Origin of the sequence: Aeromonas schubertii (assembly GCF_000820105.1) — a bacterium.
Lineage (GTDB): Bacteria > Pseudomonadota > Gammaproteobacteria > Enterobacterales > Aeromonadaceae > Aeromonas > Aeromonas schubertii.
In genome coordinates this window covers 69,237-87,528 of the sequence record NZ_CDDB01000011.1, presented here as the reverse complement: position 1 = coordinate 87,528, position 18,292 = coordinate 69,237, and the positions used below count along the sequence as shown (strand labels likewise).

Here is an 18,292-nt window from a genome sequence, read left to right as displayed (position 1 = left end):
TCTCCTTAGATCTTGTCCGCTTTGGTCAGCTTCAGGTTGAGCAGGGCCAGTGCACCGACAATCAGGAAGATGGCGGTGGCGATGGCGCTGGCCAGACCGTAGTCCTGACCGCCCGATCCCTGGAACGCGATCCGGTAGGTGTAGCTCACCAAGAGATCCGTGGTCCCGGCCGGGGTGGTGGCACCTATGATGTCCGGCGCCCCGTTGGTGAGCAGCTGGATCAAGACGAAGTTGTTGAAGTTGAAGGCAAACGACGCAATCAGCAGGGGCGTCAGCGGCTTCATCAACAGGGGTACTGTGATCTTGAAGAAGTTCTGGATGGGACCGGCTCCGTCCATGGCGGAGGCCTCGTAGAGATCCTCCGGGATGGCCTTGAGCAGACCCATGCAGAGGATCATCATGTAGGGATAACCCAGCCAGGTGTTGACGATGAGGATCATGGTCTTGGCCAGCATGGGACTGGTGTACCAGTCCGGCTTGATGCCGAAGGCCGCCTCGAGAAAGAGGTTGATCTCACCGAAGTTCTGGTTGAAGAGGCCCTTGAACACCAGGATCGAGATGAACGCCGGGATCGCATAGGGCAGGATCAGCATGACCCGATAGAAGCCGCGCCCCTTGAGCTCTTCCCACTGCACCAGACAAGCCAGCACCATTCCGATGGCGAGGGTGAAGGCGACCGAACAGGCGGAGAAGATGACGGTCCAGATAAAGATCTGCAGGAAGGGCCCCTGGATACCCGGGTCCGTGACGATACGGGCAAAGTTCTTCCAGCCGACGGCGACCACGAAGCCGGGGGCGACGCTCTTGCCGACAAACTGACCCTGCTCGTCAATGTACTGGTAGAAACCGGTCTCCTGATTGGGCAGCATCAGCTGACCGCTCTGGTTGTCGCGCAGCAGGTTGCCATCCTTGATGACCACACCGGACTTGAGCACGGCACCGTCGGTCAAACGGCTGTATTGGCTCTTCTGAGCGGCGAACTTGCGCAGGCTGCTCATGGTCAGGGTGACACCGTCCGGCAGACGCAGGCTGAGACGATTAAGGTCGCTGCGATGGCTCACAATCTCGCGGATCGGGGCCGCTGTCGCGGTGACCTCGCCGGTCACCGGCTGCAGAGGCACCTCTTTGGCATCGCCGGCGGCGACACCCTGCTTGGTGGCCAGATCCAGCGTCTTGTTGTCCATCAGGCTCAGCGGATGGCTGATAAAGGCTTGGTCTCCCTGTTTCAGCAGCAGCTGAAACTGATTGTTTTCACCACTAACCAGGGTGAAATCGTACTCACCGCCCTGCACCTTGTAGGTTTTTTTGAGGTGATACTCCCGGGCCTGCTCCATGGAGAGGAGGTTGGCACCCGAGTAGTTGGTGAAGGCGATGCCGATCGTGTAGGCAAGAGGGAAGATGATAAAAACAACCATGCCGGCCACACCGGGGAAAATGTAGCGGTGAGCATAGGTCTTCTTGTTCATGAAGACATAGAGTCCGACAGAGACGACCACCAGGTCGAGCAGGGCAAATACCCACTCGCCGCTGGCATACATCATGACTGCCGCATAACCATTGAGGACGGCAACCAGGGCCGCCATGGTCCACTTCAGCCAGACATACTTGTCTTTCTTCGGACCGGCATAGGATTCGATAGAAGGTACTACTTCCATGCCAATTAACCTTTATAACGCCAAGAGAGTAGAGAGTGCGGGAGGCAGTTGGCCTCCCGCGGGGTGGTGCAATTACTGAACGATACGCTTGGCAGCAGTATCCAGAGCCTCGTCAACACCCTGACGGCCAGAGGTGACGTTCTTCAGCGCAGTCTCAAAGGAAGACCAGAAGCGGCTCATTTCCGGCACGGACGGCATCGGCTCGCCGGCCTGGGCGTTGGCCATGGTGGCCTTGATGCGGGCATCGGCTTCCAGGGTCTTCTGGAAGGACTTGAGCGCCACGGCACCCAGGGGCTTGTCGGCGTTCATCGGCGCCAGACCGCCATCGGTCAGCAGGTAGTTCTCGAGGAACTCGATGGCCAGATCCTTGTTCGGGCTGGCGGCGTTGATGGTGGCACCCAGCACGCCCACGAAGGCCTTGGCCGGTTTGCCATTCAGGGTCGGCAGCGGAGCGACGCCATACTTCAGACCAGTCTTGTCCAGGTTGCTCCAGGCCCAGGGGCCGTTGATCATCATGGCCACTTCGCCCTTGTTGAACTTGGCATCCATCACACCGTAGTCGATGCCCTTCTCCAGGTTGCCGTTCTTGATCATGTCGGAGATATATTTGACGCCCGCCTTGGCACCGGCATTGGCCACACCAGTGTCTTTCACGTCATAACCGGCGGCCGTTTTCTTGAAGGCATAACCCCCGTTGGCGGCTACCAGCGGATAGCTGAAGTAGGGGGTGTCATAGGCCCACATGATGGCGCGCTTGCCATCTTTCTTCAGCTTCTCGTCGATCTGGGCGATCTCTTCGAAGGTCTTCGGCGGCTCGGGCAGCAGATCCTTGTTATAGATGAGGCTCACGGCTTCGACAGCCACCGGATACCCGTAGACCTTGCCATCGACCGTCATGGCGTCCCAGGCAAACTGCTCAAACTTGGCCTTCTCGGCATCGCTCGGGGTGACAGGCACCAGCAGACCGGACTTGACCCACTCACCGTAGCGGTCGTGAGCCCAGAAGAAGATGTCCGGACCGTTGCCGGTGGAGGCGGCCTGCTGGAACTTCACTTCTACCTGATCCGGGTGAGCCACGGTCACCTTGACGCCGGTCTCGGCCTCGAACTTCTTGCCGATTTCAGCCAGACCATTGTAGCCCTTGTCACCGTTGATCCAGATGGTCAGCTGACCCTCCTCGATGGCAGCGGTCGCAGTACCGGCAACACCCAGGGTGGCCAGAGCAATCAGGGAGGAGATCAATTTCTTTTTCATGAGCCTTTCCTTGTCGTGGGACAGCGAAGAGTGTCGACGCTGCAAATAACTGTGTGTGCGGGGCTCATAGTAGCCGATGCCAATTTTGACTCACATGACGCAACTCGCATTTTTTGAAATGCAATTACGTCTTTTCTTCCAATAACTTATGAAAGCATTTTCAATACCTAGGCAATATCGTGATTGAGATCTCATGTAACGAAATGAAACAGGGAAAATAATTACCATACAGAAATTAAATTACACAAATGAAAGGGTTTTCAAATAACTGAAAACCCTTTCATCTGCGTGATGAGCGTATTTTGTTACTAAAAGCCGCAGAGGAATTTCCAACTCGCCCTGCGGCAGGCATCAAAAAGCCCCCGGATGGGGGCTTTTGGTGTATTTGTGATCTCAATCACGTCATCAGCCTTGGCGCAACAGCTGGTCCTTGAGATTGGGCGGCACCCCCTTGACGGTCAGGGTATCCGTATCGGGATCGTAGAAGACCCGGCTGCCGAGCAGCTTCTGATCGAAACTCAGGGTGAGCCCGCCCCCGGACCCCACAAACTTGGTCAGGCCGCGCAAGGTGCTGCGATCGACCGGGAAACGCTCCTCGAGCTGGTACTCATCACCGACGAAGCTGTAGAAGTCGAGATCGTCCTTGCCGGGCAACTCGGCCGACAGCTCCCGCAGCTCGATCTCCTCACCGGCGCTCGCCTGCTCAGTGCAATATTTAAACACCTGCTTCTTGTATTCACGGCTCTCCTCGGCGGGCATCTGCCGAGTCTCGCAATACTCCTCAACCGCCTGCAGCAGCCCCTTGTTTTGCAACTTGGGATCCATCCCCTCACGGATACCGAACAGCTCGATAAAGAGATCCCCCAATTTACGTCCAACCCGCCCCTTGCTGAAGGTGACATAACGGCGCGAGTCGCCCTGGGTTTGCCACTCGGTGAGATCGACCCGGGCCACCAGATTCATCTTGCCGATGTCGAGATACTGGATGTGGCGCAGCTCCAGGCGGTCGCTCACGGTCACGCTCTCCTTGCTGTCGAGCAGCGCCAGCAGCAGATAATCCACCCCCACATACTGGTAGCGCGCCACCAACAGGACGCCATGCTCGTCGAGGCCATGGCGAACCAGCGTCTCAACCAGGGCGCCGGTCAACTGCTCGGAGAAGGGGACAAAATCCAGCGCCCCCTGGCGCAGGGCCGTCAGTGCGTCACGAAACCGGGGATCCGGTGCCTCCTCCTCATCGGAGGCGGCGGGGAAGTAACCAAACCCCTTGCCCCCCTTGCCGTTGTAGATGCGGTGCAACTCGGCCATCAGCCCCTGCACGGCATCGTCGACGACCAGCAGCTGAGAGTGGGAATCCGCCTGGGGACGGCCTTCGGCGTCCAGTCGCAGGGAGTGAAGGATGATCTTGTCGATATCGAGACTCATGTCACAAAGCCATAGTGTTAGCCAAGAGGGTGGGGTATTATAAGGCGCTTTGAACCGAGATGAATCCAAGATTATGCCCATCGTATCAAAGTACAAAAACGAGCAGTTTGACGCCCTGATGAACGATCTCATCGCCGTGCTGGAACAGCACAAGGCCCCGGTGGATCTCAGCCTCATGGTGCTGGGCAATCTCGCCACCAATATCATCAACGAACTGCCCCAGGCACAACGCCAGGCCATCGCCGACAAGTTCGTGCAGGCCCTGACCGCCTCCGTGGACAAAGGCAACCAGCCCCACTGAGCTTCCGGTCCGTATCCAACCTGAACCTGATGGACGAGTATGGTCGAAACCGGTAACCCCTATCGTGATAATGTCTCTCGCCTGATCACCTGGGGACATTGGTTCTGCTTCTTTAATATTCTGCTGGCCATGCTGATCGCCACCCGCTATCTGGGCGCGATCCCCTGGCCGTCGACCACACTCGGAGTTGCCTATCTGGTGGTCAGCTGGATCGGCCACTTCTCGTTTCTCGGCTTCGTCACCTATCTGCTCACCATCTTCCCCTTGAGCTTCGTGCTGCCAAAGGAGAAGGTGCTGCGCTTCAGTGCCGTGGTGGTCAGCACGCTCGCACTGCTGTTACTGCTGCTCGACACCCAGATCTTCCGGCTCTTCAAGTTTCACCTCAACGGCCAGATGTGGCCGCTGCTGCTGGAGCAGGCCCAGACCGAGGAGGGGACCAGCTGGAGCATGCTCTTCATCGCGGTGCCCAGCCTGCTGCTGATCGAGCTGCTGCTCTCGGCCTACACCTGGCGCAAGATCAACAAGCGCAAGCGTCGCCAGTATGGCAATCACGTAGGCGTACTGCTGCTTATCTGCTTCATGTTGACCCACCTGGTCAACAGCTGGGCCGATGCCACGCTCTATCAACCGATAACGGCCCAGAAGGCCAACTTCCCTCTCTCCTATCCCATGACGGCCCGCACCTTCCTGGCCAAACATGGCTGGCTGGATCTGGCCGAGTTCGAGAAGGCGGCCAAGAGCCAGCAGGAGAGCGAGGGCAATGAACGGCTGCGCTACCCCCTGCGTACCCTGAGCGTCGATGTCCCGGAGCAGCGTTACAACCTGCAGGTCGTCGTGGTCGATTCCCTGCGCTTTGACATGCTCAACAACATCAACATGCCGAATCTGCAGCGCTTTGCCGATCAGCATCTGCTCTACCGCTCCCACCTCTCCGGTGGCAACGGCAATCTTAGCGGCCTCTTTACCCTCTTCTACGGACTGCCGGGTCACTACATGGCCGACATGGGTCGGGAGAAGCGCCCTCCCCTGCTGTTCGACGAAATGCTGCGCCAGGATTATCAATTCGGCCTCTTTGGCCCGCTGGCCTCCGAGCGTCAGTATCGCAATACCTTGCTGGCCGGCTTGCGCAAACCTGTCTTCATCTCCCAGCAGCCGCAAGATGGCGCCCTGCTCGAGCAATGGGGAGCCTGGCTGGAGAAAAACAGCGACGAGCGTCCCTGGTTCTCCCTGCTCTATCTCACCTCGGTCGGCCGTTACAGCACGCCAGAGCAGTTCCAGGGTCCCTTCCAGCCGACGCTCAAGCAGTTCAATCCGGCCACGGCCTACCGTAAAGAGAACCGTCAGCGGCTGGAGAACAGTTACAAAAACGCCGTCTTCTACGTCGACCAGCTGCTCGAGCAGCTCACCAACCGGCTCCAGCAGCAGGGCGTGCTCGACAAGACCATCGTCATCATCACCTCCGACCATGGCATGGAGTTCAACGACACCGGACGCAACAACTGGGGTTATGGCAACAACTTCTCCCCATACCAGGTACAGGTGCCTCTGGTCATCGCCTGGCCCGGCATGCAACCGGCCGTGATGACCCAGGACACCAGTCATCTGGATCTCGCCCCCACCCTGATGCAGGGCTTGCTGGGGGTGCGCAATGCCCCGCGGGACTACGCCAGCGGGCAATCCCTCTTCATGCCCGGCAATCGCAGCTGGACACTGAGCGGAGACGGCCAGGAGTTTGCCATCTATCAAGGGGATGTGATCACCCACTTCGACAAACGGGGTGACTTCGAGCTGCTGCACCGAAGCGACTACACGCCCCTGCGCCACACCAACCCCGACATGGGGGTATTGGTGCAGGTGATGAACGAACTCAACCGCTTCTATCGCCAATAATCCACACCCCGCCACGGCGGGGTGTTTTCATTGGAAGCGGGTGATGAGGCGCTGTAACTGTTCGAGAGGGGTGCGGTCCTCATCGAAGAAGTGCTGCATACGCAGCAGGGTTAACCCGCCAAAGCCCGGCGTCTCTGCCAACGCCTTCTCCATCTGGCGCCAGCCTGTCTCCCCATACAGCTCGCCGGCCAGGGCATTCTCCCCCATCAGACGGATCCCCAGCTCATGGGCCGCCGCCGCAAACCAGCCCACCAGATCGGCGGCCTGGGAGTACCCCTCATAGGGGCGGTTCTGCATCTCGAGACAGGTAAAATGCACCACCACCCGTCCCCGCAGCCCGGCGGGCACCAGGGCATCGAGCAGTTGTACATACTCTCGCTGGTTGTGTGGTCCCATGGCCGGGTGTGGACGCAACAGTCCTGCGGTGATCTCGGCGACTCTGGGCTGGTGCGGATCGCCGATCTCCCAATGGATACCGGGGATCTTGATGCCGATGGGCACCCGCGACCAGTGTGGCTCGTCAAACACAGCGAGGGCACAGTCGGTGATCCGGCGCCCATGGCTGACCAGGGCATCGTGGTACCACCCCAGATACTCCCTCCCCCAGGCCGAGTGCTGGTAGGCACGGTTTTCGAACAGGAGATCGGCCTGCGGCAGCGGGATCGCTTCAAACGTCTCATGGTGAGTGCCAAAGGTGTAATTCAGTACCCGAATGTCCTGATAGCGACGCGCCAGGTGAGCACACCAGTCAAGCCTGGCCAACTCGCTGTAACACTGGAGTGTGCCCCGGTTGGGGTAGTTGCCCCAATCGTGAGCGTTATAGCTGGGATATCGCAGCTCACCGGCGGGGCCCAGGCTGACGTTGATCTCGGCCATCAGGTCAGCATGGGGCCGATAGTGGTCACGAAACGCCGCCATAAAGGCGCGATAGTAGGGAAGCACCCACTCATCGGCCCAGAGGGAGAGATACTCCATGGAGGCATCTCCGGTCTCGCTCACGTATTGCAGCTCTCGCACCGAGCCCAGCTCGGGATGACGGGACAAGAGGGTGCCCCAGAGCCAAAGCGGTATGGTCTGGGTAAAGTCATCGTTGACGTTGCCACCGGCCTGATGAAACGAGAGGATGGGAACCCAGCGCATCTGCTGGCGCGCGAGCAGTGCAACCAGCCTGTCGTAGTACCGCCAGTCGAAGCACCCGGGCTGACGCCCCTCCACCAGTCCCCACCAGATATCGGTCGAGATGGCGGTCACCCCAAGCCGGCGCAGGGTGGCGACCTCCTCCTCGAAGCGCAGCCACTCCTGCTCGCTCAACACCTGGCGCTGGTTGCCCACTTTCAGATGCAAGGGGCCCATGACACGGAACTCCTTGCGGCGCTGGTGCTCATCCTCGCCCCGAGAGTGGCGCAACCTGGCCAGGCGGCGTATGCGCTCTGCCACCGGATCGAGCCGCTCCAGATCGCGCCACACCCAACCCCGGCATGAAGCCCCCTGCAAGGCCGCCATCCTGAAACGCTCCCAACTGGGGTGATCGTCACCGGGCAGGAAGCCACGGTTCTCAATCAGAGTGCCCATCCCCCTGCCGGCACAGGTCTGCTGCCAGGCGCAAAGCGCCTCCTCCTCTTCCCCACCCGCCAACCAGATCCTGAGCCGCTCGACCGGCAGGGTGTCAGGCAAGGCCTCGTCAAGCCAGGCGCCAATCGCCCCGGGCTCGGCCAGCACGGGAGTATGCCCCATGGCCAGACGCGCCCCCAGAGTCGTGTGCTGCCACGGACCCTGTAGCAGACCCGCAACCTGCGACAGCCAGCCCCGTCCCTGATGGGCAATCCCCCGCGCCAGCCATGACGCCACCTCCTGCTGGATCGCCTCTCCCGGCGTCGAGAGGAGGGTGCGCAGCCCCGCTTCCTGCACATCGGGCATTTGCCAGGCGCACTGCCAATCCTCTGGCGAGCCATAGCGCGCCACCATGTCCTGCCGCAAGGCGGCAAGACCGGCGCGCCCAAACAGTGGCCACCCGTGCCGGGCAAAATCGGGGTAGCGCCACTCCCCGGCGGGCCCCATCCCCAGTTGCAGATGCGGGATGGCGGCCGCCAGCGGGCTCAGTTGCTCAGTCAGCAGTGAGAGCCACTGGCGCATCAGAGGGGCTATCAATGACTCGCCCCACCAGCTGATCGAGAGGGAGCTGTCCACCCCGGCCTCATCGCGGTATCGCAACAGATCCGCCGATGCCGACACCGGCAGACGCTCACCGGCCCATCCCCACAGCCAGTCCGGCAGCAGTCGGTCATAGCCGGAGCCTGCGGCCGCCAGGTGTACCTCAGGGATCAGCGCCAGGCCGCTGTCGGCGATGGTGTGACAGAGGCGAAGCAGGGGCTGCCATGCGGCGGCCTCACTCATTTGACGGGGTGTATCAGGCGCCAGATGCCGCCACAGGATGGGCACCACGACCCCCTCGATACCCAGTGAGCGGGCCAGTGAGAGGCGGGCGGGCAGATCCTCGCGGACTCTGCGGGGGTGAGGGTCGCCGCCGAGATGAGCCCAGAGGTGAAGGGGGTGAGGTGACCTTGTCATGAGGATGGCTCTTAACCGGGATGATGAGCCACCGTTTCTCACATCAAACGAAGAAAAGCGCAAATTTGGTAGGCTTTTCAGAACAGAAAACTGAGATCCTCTTCACAGAGAGAGCAAGAGGCGCCCCCTGGGCGCCTCTCTCGTTAGCCGTGGTAGCCGTTGGGATTACCGCTCTGCCAGCGCCAGGTATCGACCATCATCTGCTCGAGCCCCCGCTCGGCCTGCCAGCCCAGCTCGTCACGAGCCAGAGCCGGATCGGCCCAGCACTCGGCAATATCCCCAGGCCGGCGAGGCTTGATCTGGTAAGGGATGGGGCGACCGCTCGCCACCTCGAACGCCCTGACCATCTCCAGCACCGAGTAGCCCTGACCCGTCCCCAGGTTGTAGGTGAAGACGCCGGTGTCGGCTGCGATACGCGCCAGCGCCTTGAGATGGCCGATGGCGAGATCCACCACGTGGATGTAATCACGCACCCCGGTGCCATCGACCGTGGGGTAGTCGTTGCCAAACACGCCCAACTCCTTGAGCTTGCCGACCCCAACCTGGCTGATGTAGGGGAGCAGGTTGTTGGGGATACCGCTCGGGTCTTCACCGATGAGGCCGCTCTCATGGGCGCCGACCGGGTTGAAGTAACGCAGCAGCACGATGGACCAGCGGGGATCGGAGGCGCTGAGATCGCGCAGCATCTCTTCGACCATCAGCTTGGAGCGGCCATAGGGGTTGGTGGCCCCGGTCGGGAAGTGCTCGCGGATGGGCACCGAAGCGGGATCCCCGTAGACGGTGGCCGAGGAGCTGAACACCAGGCGAAACACCCCGGCCCTGGCCATTTCCTCGCACAAAACCAGGGTGCCGGTAACATTGTTCTGGTAGTAGGTGAGCGGGATCCGGGTCGACTCCCCCACCGCCTTGAGGCCGGCGAAGTGAATGACCGCCTCTATCTTGTGCTCGGCAAACAGACGCTGCAGACAGGCTCTGTCCAGCACATCTCCCTCGACGAAGGTGACCCCCTTGCCGGTGATCTGCTCGACTCGCTTGAGAGACTCCGGTGACGAATTGGAAAGGTTGTCCAGCACCACCACCTGCTGCCCATCAGAGAGCAGCTCTACCAGCGTATGGGAGCCGATATAACCGGCTCCACCCGTTACCAAAATGGTCATCTTGTTATCCCGCAGTCGTTAAAAACCGGGACAGAGTCTACCCTGCCACTCCCGTCGGGAAAAGATGATGACACAATTGACACCTTAATAGTCGAGGCTGACATCCCCTCTGGCGGTGCAGGAGCAGGCCAGGGCCACACCACTCTCCAGATCCTGTGTACTCAGGGTCACCACACTCTGGCGCTCGATCTCACCCGTGGTGGTGCAGCGACAGGCCCCACACACACCGGCCCGGCAGGCAGCCTGCATGCTCTCCCCTGCCGCTTCCAGCGCCGCCAGCAGGGTTTGCCCCGGCAATATCCTCACCCGCTTGCCACTCTTTTTCAGGGTCAGCCAGAAGTGATCCAGGGACTCGGGTACAGGCTCGGCGACTGGCAAACCAAAGGACTCCTGATGCAGTTGTCCGGCAGGCAGCCCCAGCTCGACCAGCATGGCGCCCACCGCCTCCATATAGGGGGCAGGACCACACAGGTAGACATGGCGGCCAAGCAGATCCGGTGCCAACTCTCTGAGCATGTCCGGCGTGAGACGCCCCACCCAGGGGTGATCGGCTGGCGCCTCTTCCAGCACCAGGGCGTGGCGCACGCCGGGGTGTGCCTCGGCCAGGGAGGCCAGCTCCCGGCCAAAGATCACATCCTGTGGCGAGCGGGCACTGTGAATAAAGCGGATATCGGCATCGCTCCGTTTGGCCAGCTCATCGCGCAGCATGGCCCACATGGGGGTAACGCCAGAGCCGGCGCTGAGCAGCAAAGGGCGATCGCAAGGCAATGCGCTCAGGTTGAACTCCCCGAAGGGACCGTCGACCCGGATGGTATCGCCCACCATCAGGCTCTGGTGCAGATGGCTGGAAACCTTGCCCACGGCCTTGATGGTGACTGTCCAGAAGGGATCATGGGGGGCCGACGACAGGGTGTAGGCGCGGCGGTGGGAGACACCGTCAATCTCGGTATGCAGGGTCACGCACTGGCCGGCAAGCACGGGCGGCAGACTCCCCTCCTGGGGGGCAAGTTGCCAGCTCACCACGTCGTGGGTCTCGGCGCGGCGGCCAATGCAGGTGAGGCTAAGTGAGGTCATGGTCAGGCTCCTCGGTGCGAGGTGAAAAAAGGCGAGCCGGGCGGCTCGCCAAACGCAGATAAGAGACGGGGATCAGGCCGCCAGGATCTCGGCCAGATCGGCCTCGGCCGTGGTGGTTCCCTTGAGGCCAAACTGCTCCTCCAACACCTGGATGAGATGAGGCGTGAGGAAGGGGGGCGCGGTCGGGCCGGTGCGAATATTCTTCACACCCAGCGCCAGCAGGGTGAGCAGGATGACGATGGCTTTTTGCTCGAACCAGGAGAGCACCAGGGTCAGGGGCAGGTCGTTGACCCCGCACTCGAAGGCATCGGCCAGGGCCAGGGCGAGCTGGATGGCAGAGTAGGCATCGTTGCACTGACCCACATCGAGCAGGCGCGGAATGCCCTGGATATCGCCGAACTCCAGCTTGTTGAACTTGTACTTGCCGCAGCCCAGGGTGAGCAGCAGGCTGTCCTGCGGCACTGCCTTGGCAAATTCGGTGTAGTAGGCGCGCTCGGCACGATCGCCGTCACAGCCACCGACCAGGAAGAAGTGCTTGATGTCGCCGCTCTTGACCCTGTCGATAACGGCGGGGGCCGCCTGCATCAGGGCATTGCGGGCAAAGCCGATGGTGATGAAGTGCTCCAGCTCTTCATGCTTGAAGCCATCCAGTACCTGGGCCTTGGCGATCACGGCGGAGAAATCCTCCCCTTCCAGATGGGTGACACCGGGCCAGCCGACGATGGAGCGAGTGAAGATACGATCGCTATAGCTGCCCACGTTGGGGTCTATGATGCAGTTGGAGGTCATCACCACGGCGCCCGGGAAGTTGGCGAACTCTTTTTGCTGGTTCTGCCAGGCTGAGCCATAGTTGCCCACCAGGTGCGGATACTGCTTGAAGAAGGGGTAGGCCAGGGCCGGCAGCATCTCACCATGGGTATAGACGTTGATACCGGTGCCAGCGGTCTGCTCAAGGATGAGTTTGAGGTCCACCATGTCGTGGCCGGAGACCAGGATGCACTTGCCCGGCACCGGGGTAACGCGCACCCGGGTCGGCTCCGGATGGCCAAAGGCATTGGTCTCACCACGATCGAGCATCTCCATTATCTTGAAGTTGAGCAGGCCAATGTCCATGGCGCACTGGAGCAAGGGGGCAACCTCGGCGGGATCGGTGGCCAGCCAGGCCATGATGCGATGGAACTCGGCGCCAATGGCATCGTCCTGCTCCCCCAGCACCCGGGCGTGCTCCATGTAGGCGGCAGCCCCCTTGAGGCCGTAGAGGCAGAGCAGGCGCAGCCCCATGACATCCTCGCTGACCCGATCCTTGCCGCGATTGACGGCGGCCTGGGGAGCCACGGCGAGCTGGCTCAATTTCTCTTCACCCGGCTCGAAGGTGGCCGCGGCAGGCAGGGCGGTGAGATCCACGGCGAAGGCACCGATGCGCCCGGCCAGTTGCTGACGGAAGGCGAGAGCCTGGCGCACGTAGGCGATGATGCGATCGGAGTCGAAGTTGACGTTGGTCAGGGTGGCAAAGAAGGCTTGGGGGACGAAGGCGTCGATGGCGCGATCCACGATGCCGTGCTCGCGAGCAAGCTCGGCCCAGGCACTCACCCCTTGCAGGGTATAGATGAGCACGTCCTGCAGATCGGAGGTCTCGGCGGTCTTGCCGCACATGCCCTGGGCGAAGGCGCAGCCGTTGCCGGCCGGGGTACGGATGGTCTGTTCACATTGCACACAAAACATGATGCCACTCCTAATTGACATTTCATTTGTCTGTTTTGCGGCGATTCTATGCCTGACCCCGCCGATTGAATAGGCATTCTGATTGTTAGTTTATATTCGTTTGATCTGAATCAATTTCATCACCATAAAAAAACCGCCCAGAGGGCGGTAAAGGGTGGATAACGGTATGGCAAGGAAGGAAAAAATGTCTTAGTCGAGATAGGCTCGCAACATCCACACCAGCTTCTCTTGCTGCTGGATGTAGTCAGAGAGCAGGGAGCCGGTACCTTCGTCGCCGGCCTCGGCGGCCTGGCTCAATATGGCGCGCTGGGCCATCAGCAGCTCGCGAAAACCCGCCAGCAGGGATTCGATGCAGGCGCGCCCATCGTGAACGCCCTGTGCCTCGGCGATGGAGGAGAGGGTCAGATAGCGGCTGAAACTGTGCTCGGGCACGGCCCCCAGGGTGAGGATCCGCTCGGCCAGCTCATCGACCTTGAGCAGCAGATCGTTGTAGATCTCCTCGAACTTCAGGTGCAGCTCGAAGAATTGGTTGCCGCGAATATTCCAGTGAAAACCGCGCACGTTCATGTAGAGGATCTGGTAGCTGGAGAGGAGCTGGTTAAGCTCGGCGGCCAGCGCCTGGGATTGAGCGGCATCGAGACCGATAGCATTTTTCATGAAACACCTCCAAATCTTGGGAACAGAGCCAGAATAATCACTCAGGAAGTGGAGGGATAATAGTTGCTGCCTGGGAACTTGATAGTTGCAGGCTATCAGTGAGCCCTTGTCAGGAGAGGATAAAACAGGAGACGTTGGCTTCCCGGAACTAATCCCAACCACGATGCCAACGGCCCGAGCCCTGTAACTCATGACTCTCGACCTCCATCTCGGAGAGATCATTGACATTTTGCAAGGTGACGCGCTCGAGCACGCCAATCCCATTGCGATGACAGGAGACCACCAGAAAGTGATCCGTAAGGGCTGACCTCACACCGGAAGGCTCCGGCTCCCGGGTCCACTTGGTAAAGAGCAGGGTCTCGTCATGGCTCATGATCTCGCCTCCCCATCCGGTTGCCCTGATCATCAAGGGCAACAGCACCAGCCAGAGAAGGGGCTGTACCAGCGCACACACCCCTGCCCCCAATAGCAAGTCTATCTCAGCCGGATGAAGGCGTAGTCTGATATGGCCGCGCCAGCCCCTCTCTCCCCTTCCCAAAGCGACGAAGAAACAGAGGCATCGATGACTCACCCCAACGCTTTAAACATGGCGATGGCGCGCAGACGGGCCGCGCCGTGATCGACGATGGGGGCCGGATAGGCGCCGACGGGACCGGGCTGATGCAGACGGGTGGCGGGCAGGGCCGCCAGCTCGGGTACCCAGCGGCGAATAAAGGCCCCTTCAGGATCGAAGCGCTGCCCCTGGGTGGTGGGGTTAAAGACCCGGAAATAGGGCGCCGCATCGGCTCCGGTGCCGGCCGCCCATTGCCAGCCACCGTTGTTGGCGGCCAGATCCCCGTCGATCAGCTGGCTCATGAAATAATCCTCCCCCCGGCGCCAGGAGATGTGCAGATCCTTGGTGAGAAAGCTCGCCACTATCATGCGCAGCCGGTTGTGCATCCAACCGGTCTGCCGCAGGCAGCGCATGGCCGCATCGACGATGGGATAACCGGTACGCCCCTCACACCAGGCGAGGAAATGCTCCTCATCATGGCTCCAGGCCAGCGCCCGGGTGTGCTGTTGAAACGGCTGGTTTCTGGAGAGGCGCGGCGCCAGGTAGAGCAGATGGCGGTAGAATTCGCGCCAGATGAGCTCATTGAGCCAGGCAAAACCGGGCGCCTCCTTCTCCATAGGAAGGGTGCCTAGGCCAGTCTGGATGGCCGCGAGGCACTGGTTGGGGCTCAAGACTCCCGCGGCCAGATAGGCAGAGAGGCTTGAGGTGCCATCCTGCGCTGGAAAATCGCGCCACTGCCCATAGGCAAGCAGCCCCTCCTCCACAAAACTGCACAGGCGCCCCTCGGCCTCCCCCTCGGCTACCGGCCAATGGGCCAGCACCCGCTGCTCGTGCTCGCTGCGCTCGGGCAATGACAGAGGCTGCCACGACAATGGGGCCGCAACCGGACGAGGAGGCGGCAGCAGGGAAAATCCCCGCGACGCCAGTTGCCCAAGCCAGGCCCGGCTGAAGGGGGTGAACACCTTGAAGGGCTCCCCCTTGCCGGTGAGGATCTCCCCCGGTGCGAAGACGCAGCAGCCGGGGATGAAGTGACAGGGGATGGGCAGGGCCGCCGCGACGGCCTCATCCCGGCGCCGCTCGTCAATCTCGATGGCGCTCAGGGCATGCAGCTCGCTCACCCCCCTCTCCTGCGCCCAGCTTGCCAAAGCGGCGGGTATCTCCTCAAACCAGGGCACCTCGATAAGATGCAGCGGGAGGCCGAGGCGCGCCAGCTCGGCGCCCAGCTCGTTGACCCGCTCGAGCAAGAAGCGCTCGCGCACGGCGGCCATATGGTGATGACGCCACTGCTCACGGCTGATGATAAAGAGTCCAGCCACCGCCTCGCCGCGCTCGCGGGCGCGCTGGCAGGCCTGAGTCAGGGCGCGGTGATCGACGATCCGCAGATCCTGGCGAAACCAGACGAGCTGCATATCAGGCCCCCTCTCTTGCGGCTAGCCACTCCCCAACCCCGGGGAAGGCACCACCTGCGTAGTCGGGATAGAGGGAGAGCATCTCACCGAGCAGCACTGTCCCCTCGGGCCAGCTATCGCTCACCTCGCCGGGTACTCCTGCCCCCACCAGCACCAGCAGGGGGCCGCTCAGACGTGGCGCCAACAGACGGGCCTCGCGGGCCGTCAACTGCGGCAGCAAAGTGACCATAAAGCCCGCCTCGCGGGCCTCCATGGCGCACAGCACCAGCTCGAGCGGTGGCAGGCGCCCCACGCCAGCCAGAGTCAGGGGATCCCCTTTGTCCTGGGTCACCAGACGACGGCCAAAATAGATCTCGAGGAAGTTCAGGGCATAGGCGTACAGCGCCGCACCATCGGGACGCTCCAGATGGCGGGCCAGATGTGCCAGCCAGGGGGAAAAGACCTGGCGGCGCAGCAGAGGCAGCGGGTAATTGGCGGTCAGCTCACCGAGAAGCGACTCCAGTTGGCGCTGATTCAAGACCAACAAGGCCGAGTCGAGGGACTCCACCTTCTCCTGCCAGTGATCCGGCAGGCCTTTCGCAGCCGGGGGATCCTGCTCCAGCAGTGGACGCACCTGACCGATGCTGACCCCCAGCTCGAGCCAGGCGAGAATACGCCGGATCAGGGCGATATCCTGCTCGCTGTAGAGGCGATGCCCCTTCTCGGTACGCTGTGGCACCACCAGACCATAACGGCGCTGCCAGGCCCTCAGGGTGACCGGGTTGACCCCGGTCAGACGTGCCACGTCACGAATGGGGTAGAGAGAGGGTTCGGTCACAGGCTGTACCTCAACTTCAAGGATTCGGGATGGGGCTGCAGGTAGACCTGCGACGCCAGATAGGGGTTCGGAAATTCACGCAGGTAGTGACGGATCAGGGTCATGGGGACCAACAGTGGCAACAGGCCGACCCGATACTTGTGGATCACCTCGGCCAGCTCCTGGCGCTGGGGTGAGCTCAGGTGGCGCTTGAAATAGCCCTGCAGATGCTGCAACACATTGGAGTGCCCCTTGCGGTTGGCACGCCGGGTCAGGGCCGCCATCAGACCGGCGATATAGGTGTCAGCCACCTCATCGAGGGGTCGCTCGTCGAGGCGTCCGAGCAGGCTGCCAAGACGACGGTAGGCATCGGGGGCATGGGAGAGCACCAGATACTTGTAACGGGAGTGAAAGGCGATAAGGCGCGCCGCGCTCAGCTCCTGGCGTGCCAGCCGCTGCCAGTCGTGGTAGGCAAAGACTCGCAGCACGAAGTTCTCACGCAAGATGGGATCGTTGAGCCTCCCCTCCTCCTCCACCGGTAACAGGGGATGCGCCTTCATCAGGGCCTGGGCAAACAGCCCAACCCCCTCCTTGGCAGCCCCCTCGCCTCCGTAGACCTTCACCCGCTCCATGCCGCAGCTGGGGGACTTGGCGCAGAGGATGTAGCCGCTGAGGAAGTCGAGCTCGCGTACCTTCTGTTCGCTAAACGCGATGAGACGCTCGGTCACGTCAAAGCTGCCGTTGCTCGCCTCGGCTCGAATGGTGCCATCGCGGCGCACCAGACGTATGGTGGGGCGTGGCGCCCCGAGACCGATGGCCATCTCGGGACAGAGGGGATGAAAATCGAAGTGTTGGGCCAGTTCACGCTCGCAGAAGGGGGAGCGCTTGTGGCCCCCGTCATAGCGCACCTCGGCCCCGAGCAGACAGGCACTGATCCCGACATTAATCTTGTACATGACACACCTCCTTGCACAACTATTTCTCTTTATAGTGGTTGTACAAGAAAATGCAAGTTGTATAAGTTTATCCCGTACCGCCATGAAAAAGGCCCGGGCAGATGCACCGGGCCAAAGGAGGTGGAAACCAGACAGGGGATCAGAAGCTGTATTTCACGCCCAGGCTGGAGATGGAACCCTTCTGCAGATCCCAGTTGCGATAGGTGTAGTCGGCGGTCAGGGCCCAGGCAGGGCTCAGCTTGTAGGCAGCCCCCACCTTGAAGTCGTGCATGTCCTTGGTCATGTTGGCGTAACGGTAGGCGGTGGAGAGCTCCACATTGCCAACGTCGTAACGCAGACCCACTTCGCCGTACAGGCTGCCGCTGCTCTTGCGAGAGATCGCATCCCACCCTTTCACATCGTGAGCCAGCTCGCGCTCCAGGGTGTAGCCCATGGCGCCCATCTCACCGTAGAGGTTCAAGCCGGTGCTGAGGGGGGTAAACATACCGATACCGGCGTTGTAGATGCCCATGCCGTCGTTGCCATGCTGGCGAGAGGTGTACTCGCTGCCGAGGCGACCATAGAAGTTACCGGCAAAGGACTTGGAGAGATCCAGGGTCACACCGCCAAAGTCGCGGGTCGACTCACTGTCACGGGGGCTGTTCAAGTCCTTGAGATAATCGGACTTGGTGTGTGCCCAGGTGGCAGCGCCCTTGGCATAACTGAAGGCGTCGGCCGCGAAGGCAGAGTGGGCGGTCAGGGCAGAGAGGGCCAGCAGGGAGAGGGTGATCTTCTTCATGGTATCAAACTCCGTTTCAAGGATGGATTGGAACGGGAGTCATTGTGCCTCTACCCTGCGGCCCGGCCGAGCCACAAGCTGTTACCGGAGCATTGCA

15 protein-coding genes are annotated in these 18,292 nt (G+C 61.2%); 2 read left to right on the top strand and 13 right to left on the bottom strand.

Going from position 1 to position 18,292, the window contains the following annotated elements; all coding sequences use genetic code 11:
• Nucleotides 1–5 precede the first annotated feature (5 nt).
• From malF to yejK, 3 genes are all read right to left on the bottom strand, one after another.
• Nucleotides 6–1,655, bottom strand: a complete 1,650-nt coding sequence (gene malF, locus BN1133_RS02820; protein WP_050665036.1) for a maltose ABC transporter permease MalF — start codon at nucleotides 1,653–1,655, stop codon at nucleotides 6–8.
• Between the two features lie 72 nt (nucleotides 1,656–1,727).
• A complete protein-coding gene (gene malE / locus BN1133_RS02815) occupies nucleotides 1,728–2,909 on the bottom strand; it encodes a maltose/maltodextrin ABC transporter substrate-binding protein MalE (RefSeq protein ID WP_050665035.1) in 1,182 nt (393 codons plus the stop codon).
• Nucleotides 2,910–3,314: 405 nt separating this feature from the next.
• On the bottom strand, nucleotides 3,315–4,334 hold the full coding sequence (gene yejK, locus BN1133_RS02810) for a nucleoid-associated protein YejK (RefSeq protein ID WP_050665034.1): 1,020 nt from the start codon (nucleotides 4,332–4,334) through the stop codon (nucleotides 3,315–3,317).
• Nucleotides 4,335–4,407: 73 nt separating this feature from the next.
• Here yejK and BN1133_RS02805 point away from each other — a divergent pair, with 73 nt between their 5' ends.
• A complete protein-coding gene (locus BN1133_RS02805; protein ID WP_050665033.1) occupies nucleotides 4,408–4,635 on the top strand; it encodes a YejL family protein in 228 nt (75 codons plus the stop codon).
• Nucleotides 4,636–4,674: 39 nt separating this feature from the next.
• Complete coding sequence (locus BN1133_RS02800) at nucleotides 4,675–6,525, top strand: DUF3413 domain-containing protein (protein WP_050665032.1); 1,851 nt, start codon at nucleotides 4,675–4,677, stop codon at nucleotides 6,523–6,525.
• Nucleotides 6,526–6,552: 27 nt separating this feature from the next.
• On the opposite strand, the gene BN1133_RS02795 is transcribed toward BN1133_RS02800, so the two are convergent.
• The 10 genes from BN1133_RS02795 to BN1133_RS02750 all read right to left on the bottom strand — a co-directional run bounded on the left by BN1133_RS02795 (nucleotide 6,553) and on the right by BN1133_RS02750 (nucleotide 18,195).
• A complete protein-coding gene (locus BN1133_RS02795; RefSeq protein ID WP_050665031.1) occupies nucleotides 6,553–9,093 on the bottom strand; it encodes a family 14 glycosylhydrolase in 2,541 nt (846 codons plus the stop codon).
• Between the two features lie 143 nt (nucleotides 9,094–9,236).
• The gene (gene galE, locus BN1133_RS02790) at nucleotides 9,237–10,250 is read right to left on the bottom strand and encodes a UDP-glucose 4-epimerase GalE (protein WP_050665030.1); all 1,014 of its coding nucleotides are present in this window, start codon (nucleotides 10,248–10,250) and stop codon (nucleotides 9,237–9,239) included.
• A gap of 84 nt (nucleotides 10,251–10,334) precedes the next feature.
• Nucleotides 10,335–11,324 carry an FAD-binding oxidoreductase gene (locus BN1133_RS02785; RefSeq protein ID WP_050665029.1) on the bottom strand — a complete coding sequence of 330 codons (990 nt, stop codon included), beginning with the start codon at nucleotides 11,322–11,324 and terminating at the stop codon, nucleotides 10,335–10,337.
• Between the two features lie 72 nt (nucleotides 11,325–11,396).
• Nucleotides 11,397–13,046 (bottom strand): hydroxylamine reductase, encoded by a 1,650-nt coding sequence (gene hcp / locus BN1133_RS02780; RefSeq protein WP_050665028.1) that lies wholly within the window; start codon nucleotides 13,044–13,046, stop codon nucleotides 11,397–11,399.
• 189 nt (nucleotides 13,047–13,235) lie between these two features.
• Nucleotides 13,236–13,703, bottom strand: coding sequence for a Dps family protein (locus BN1133_RS02775; RefSeq protein WP_050665027.1), 468 nt, complete (start codon nucleotides 13,701–13,703; stop codon nucleotides 13,236–13,238).
• A 148-nt stretch (nucleotides 13,704–13,851) separates the two neighbouring features.
• The gene (locus tag BN1133_RS02770) at nucleotides 13,852–14,076 is read right to left on the bottom strand and encodes a TIGR02450 family Trp-rich protein (protein WP_160327886.1); all 225 of its coding nucleotides are present in this window, start codon (nucleotides 14,074–14,076) and stop codon (nucleotides 13,852–13,854) included.
• Between the two features lie 194 nt (nucleotides 14,077–14,270).
• Nucleotides 14,271–15,665 carry a deoxyribodipyrimidine photo-lyase gene (gene phrB / locus BN1133_RS02765; RefSeq protein WP_050665025.1) on the bottom strand — a complete coding sequence of 465 codons (1,395 nt, stop codon included), beginning with the start codon at nucleotides 15,663–15,665 and terminating at the stop codon, nucleotides 14,271–14,273.
• 1 nt (nucleotide 15,666) lies between these two features.
• Nucleotides 15,667–16,482 carry a MerR family transcriptional regulator gene (locus BN1133_RS02760; protein ID WP_160327885.1) on the bottom strand — a complete coding sequence of 272 codons (816 nt, stop codon included), beginning with the start codon at nucleotides 16,480–16,482 and terminating at the stop codon, nucleotides 15,667–15,669.
• On the bottom strand, nucleotides 16,479–17,417 hold the full coding sequence (locus tag BN1133_RS02755; protein WP_050665023.1) for a YbgA family protein: 939 nt from the start codon (nucleotides 17,415–17,417) through the stop codon (nucleotides 16,479–16,481). The genes BN1133_RS02760 and BN1133_RS02755 overlap by 4 nt, the downstream gene beginning before the upstream one ends.
• Before the next feature lie 139 nt (nucleotides 17,418–17,556).
• Nucleotides 17,557–18,195: an outer membrane beta-barrel protein gene (locus tag BN1133_RS02750; protein WP_050665022.1), complete on the bottom strand. Its 639-nt coding sequence runs from the start codon at nucleotides 18,193–18,195 to the stop codon at nucleotides 17,557–17,559.
• Between the last annotated feature and the right edge of the window lie 97 nt (nucleotides 18,196–18,292).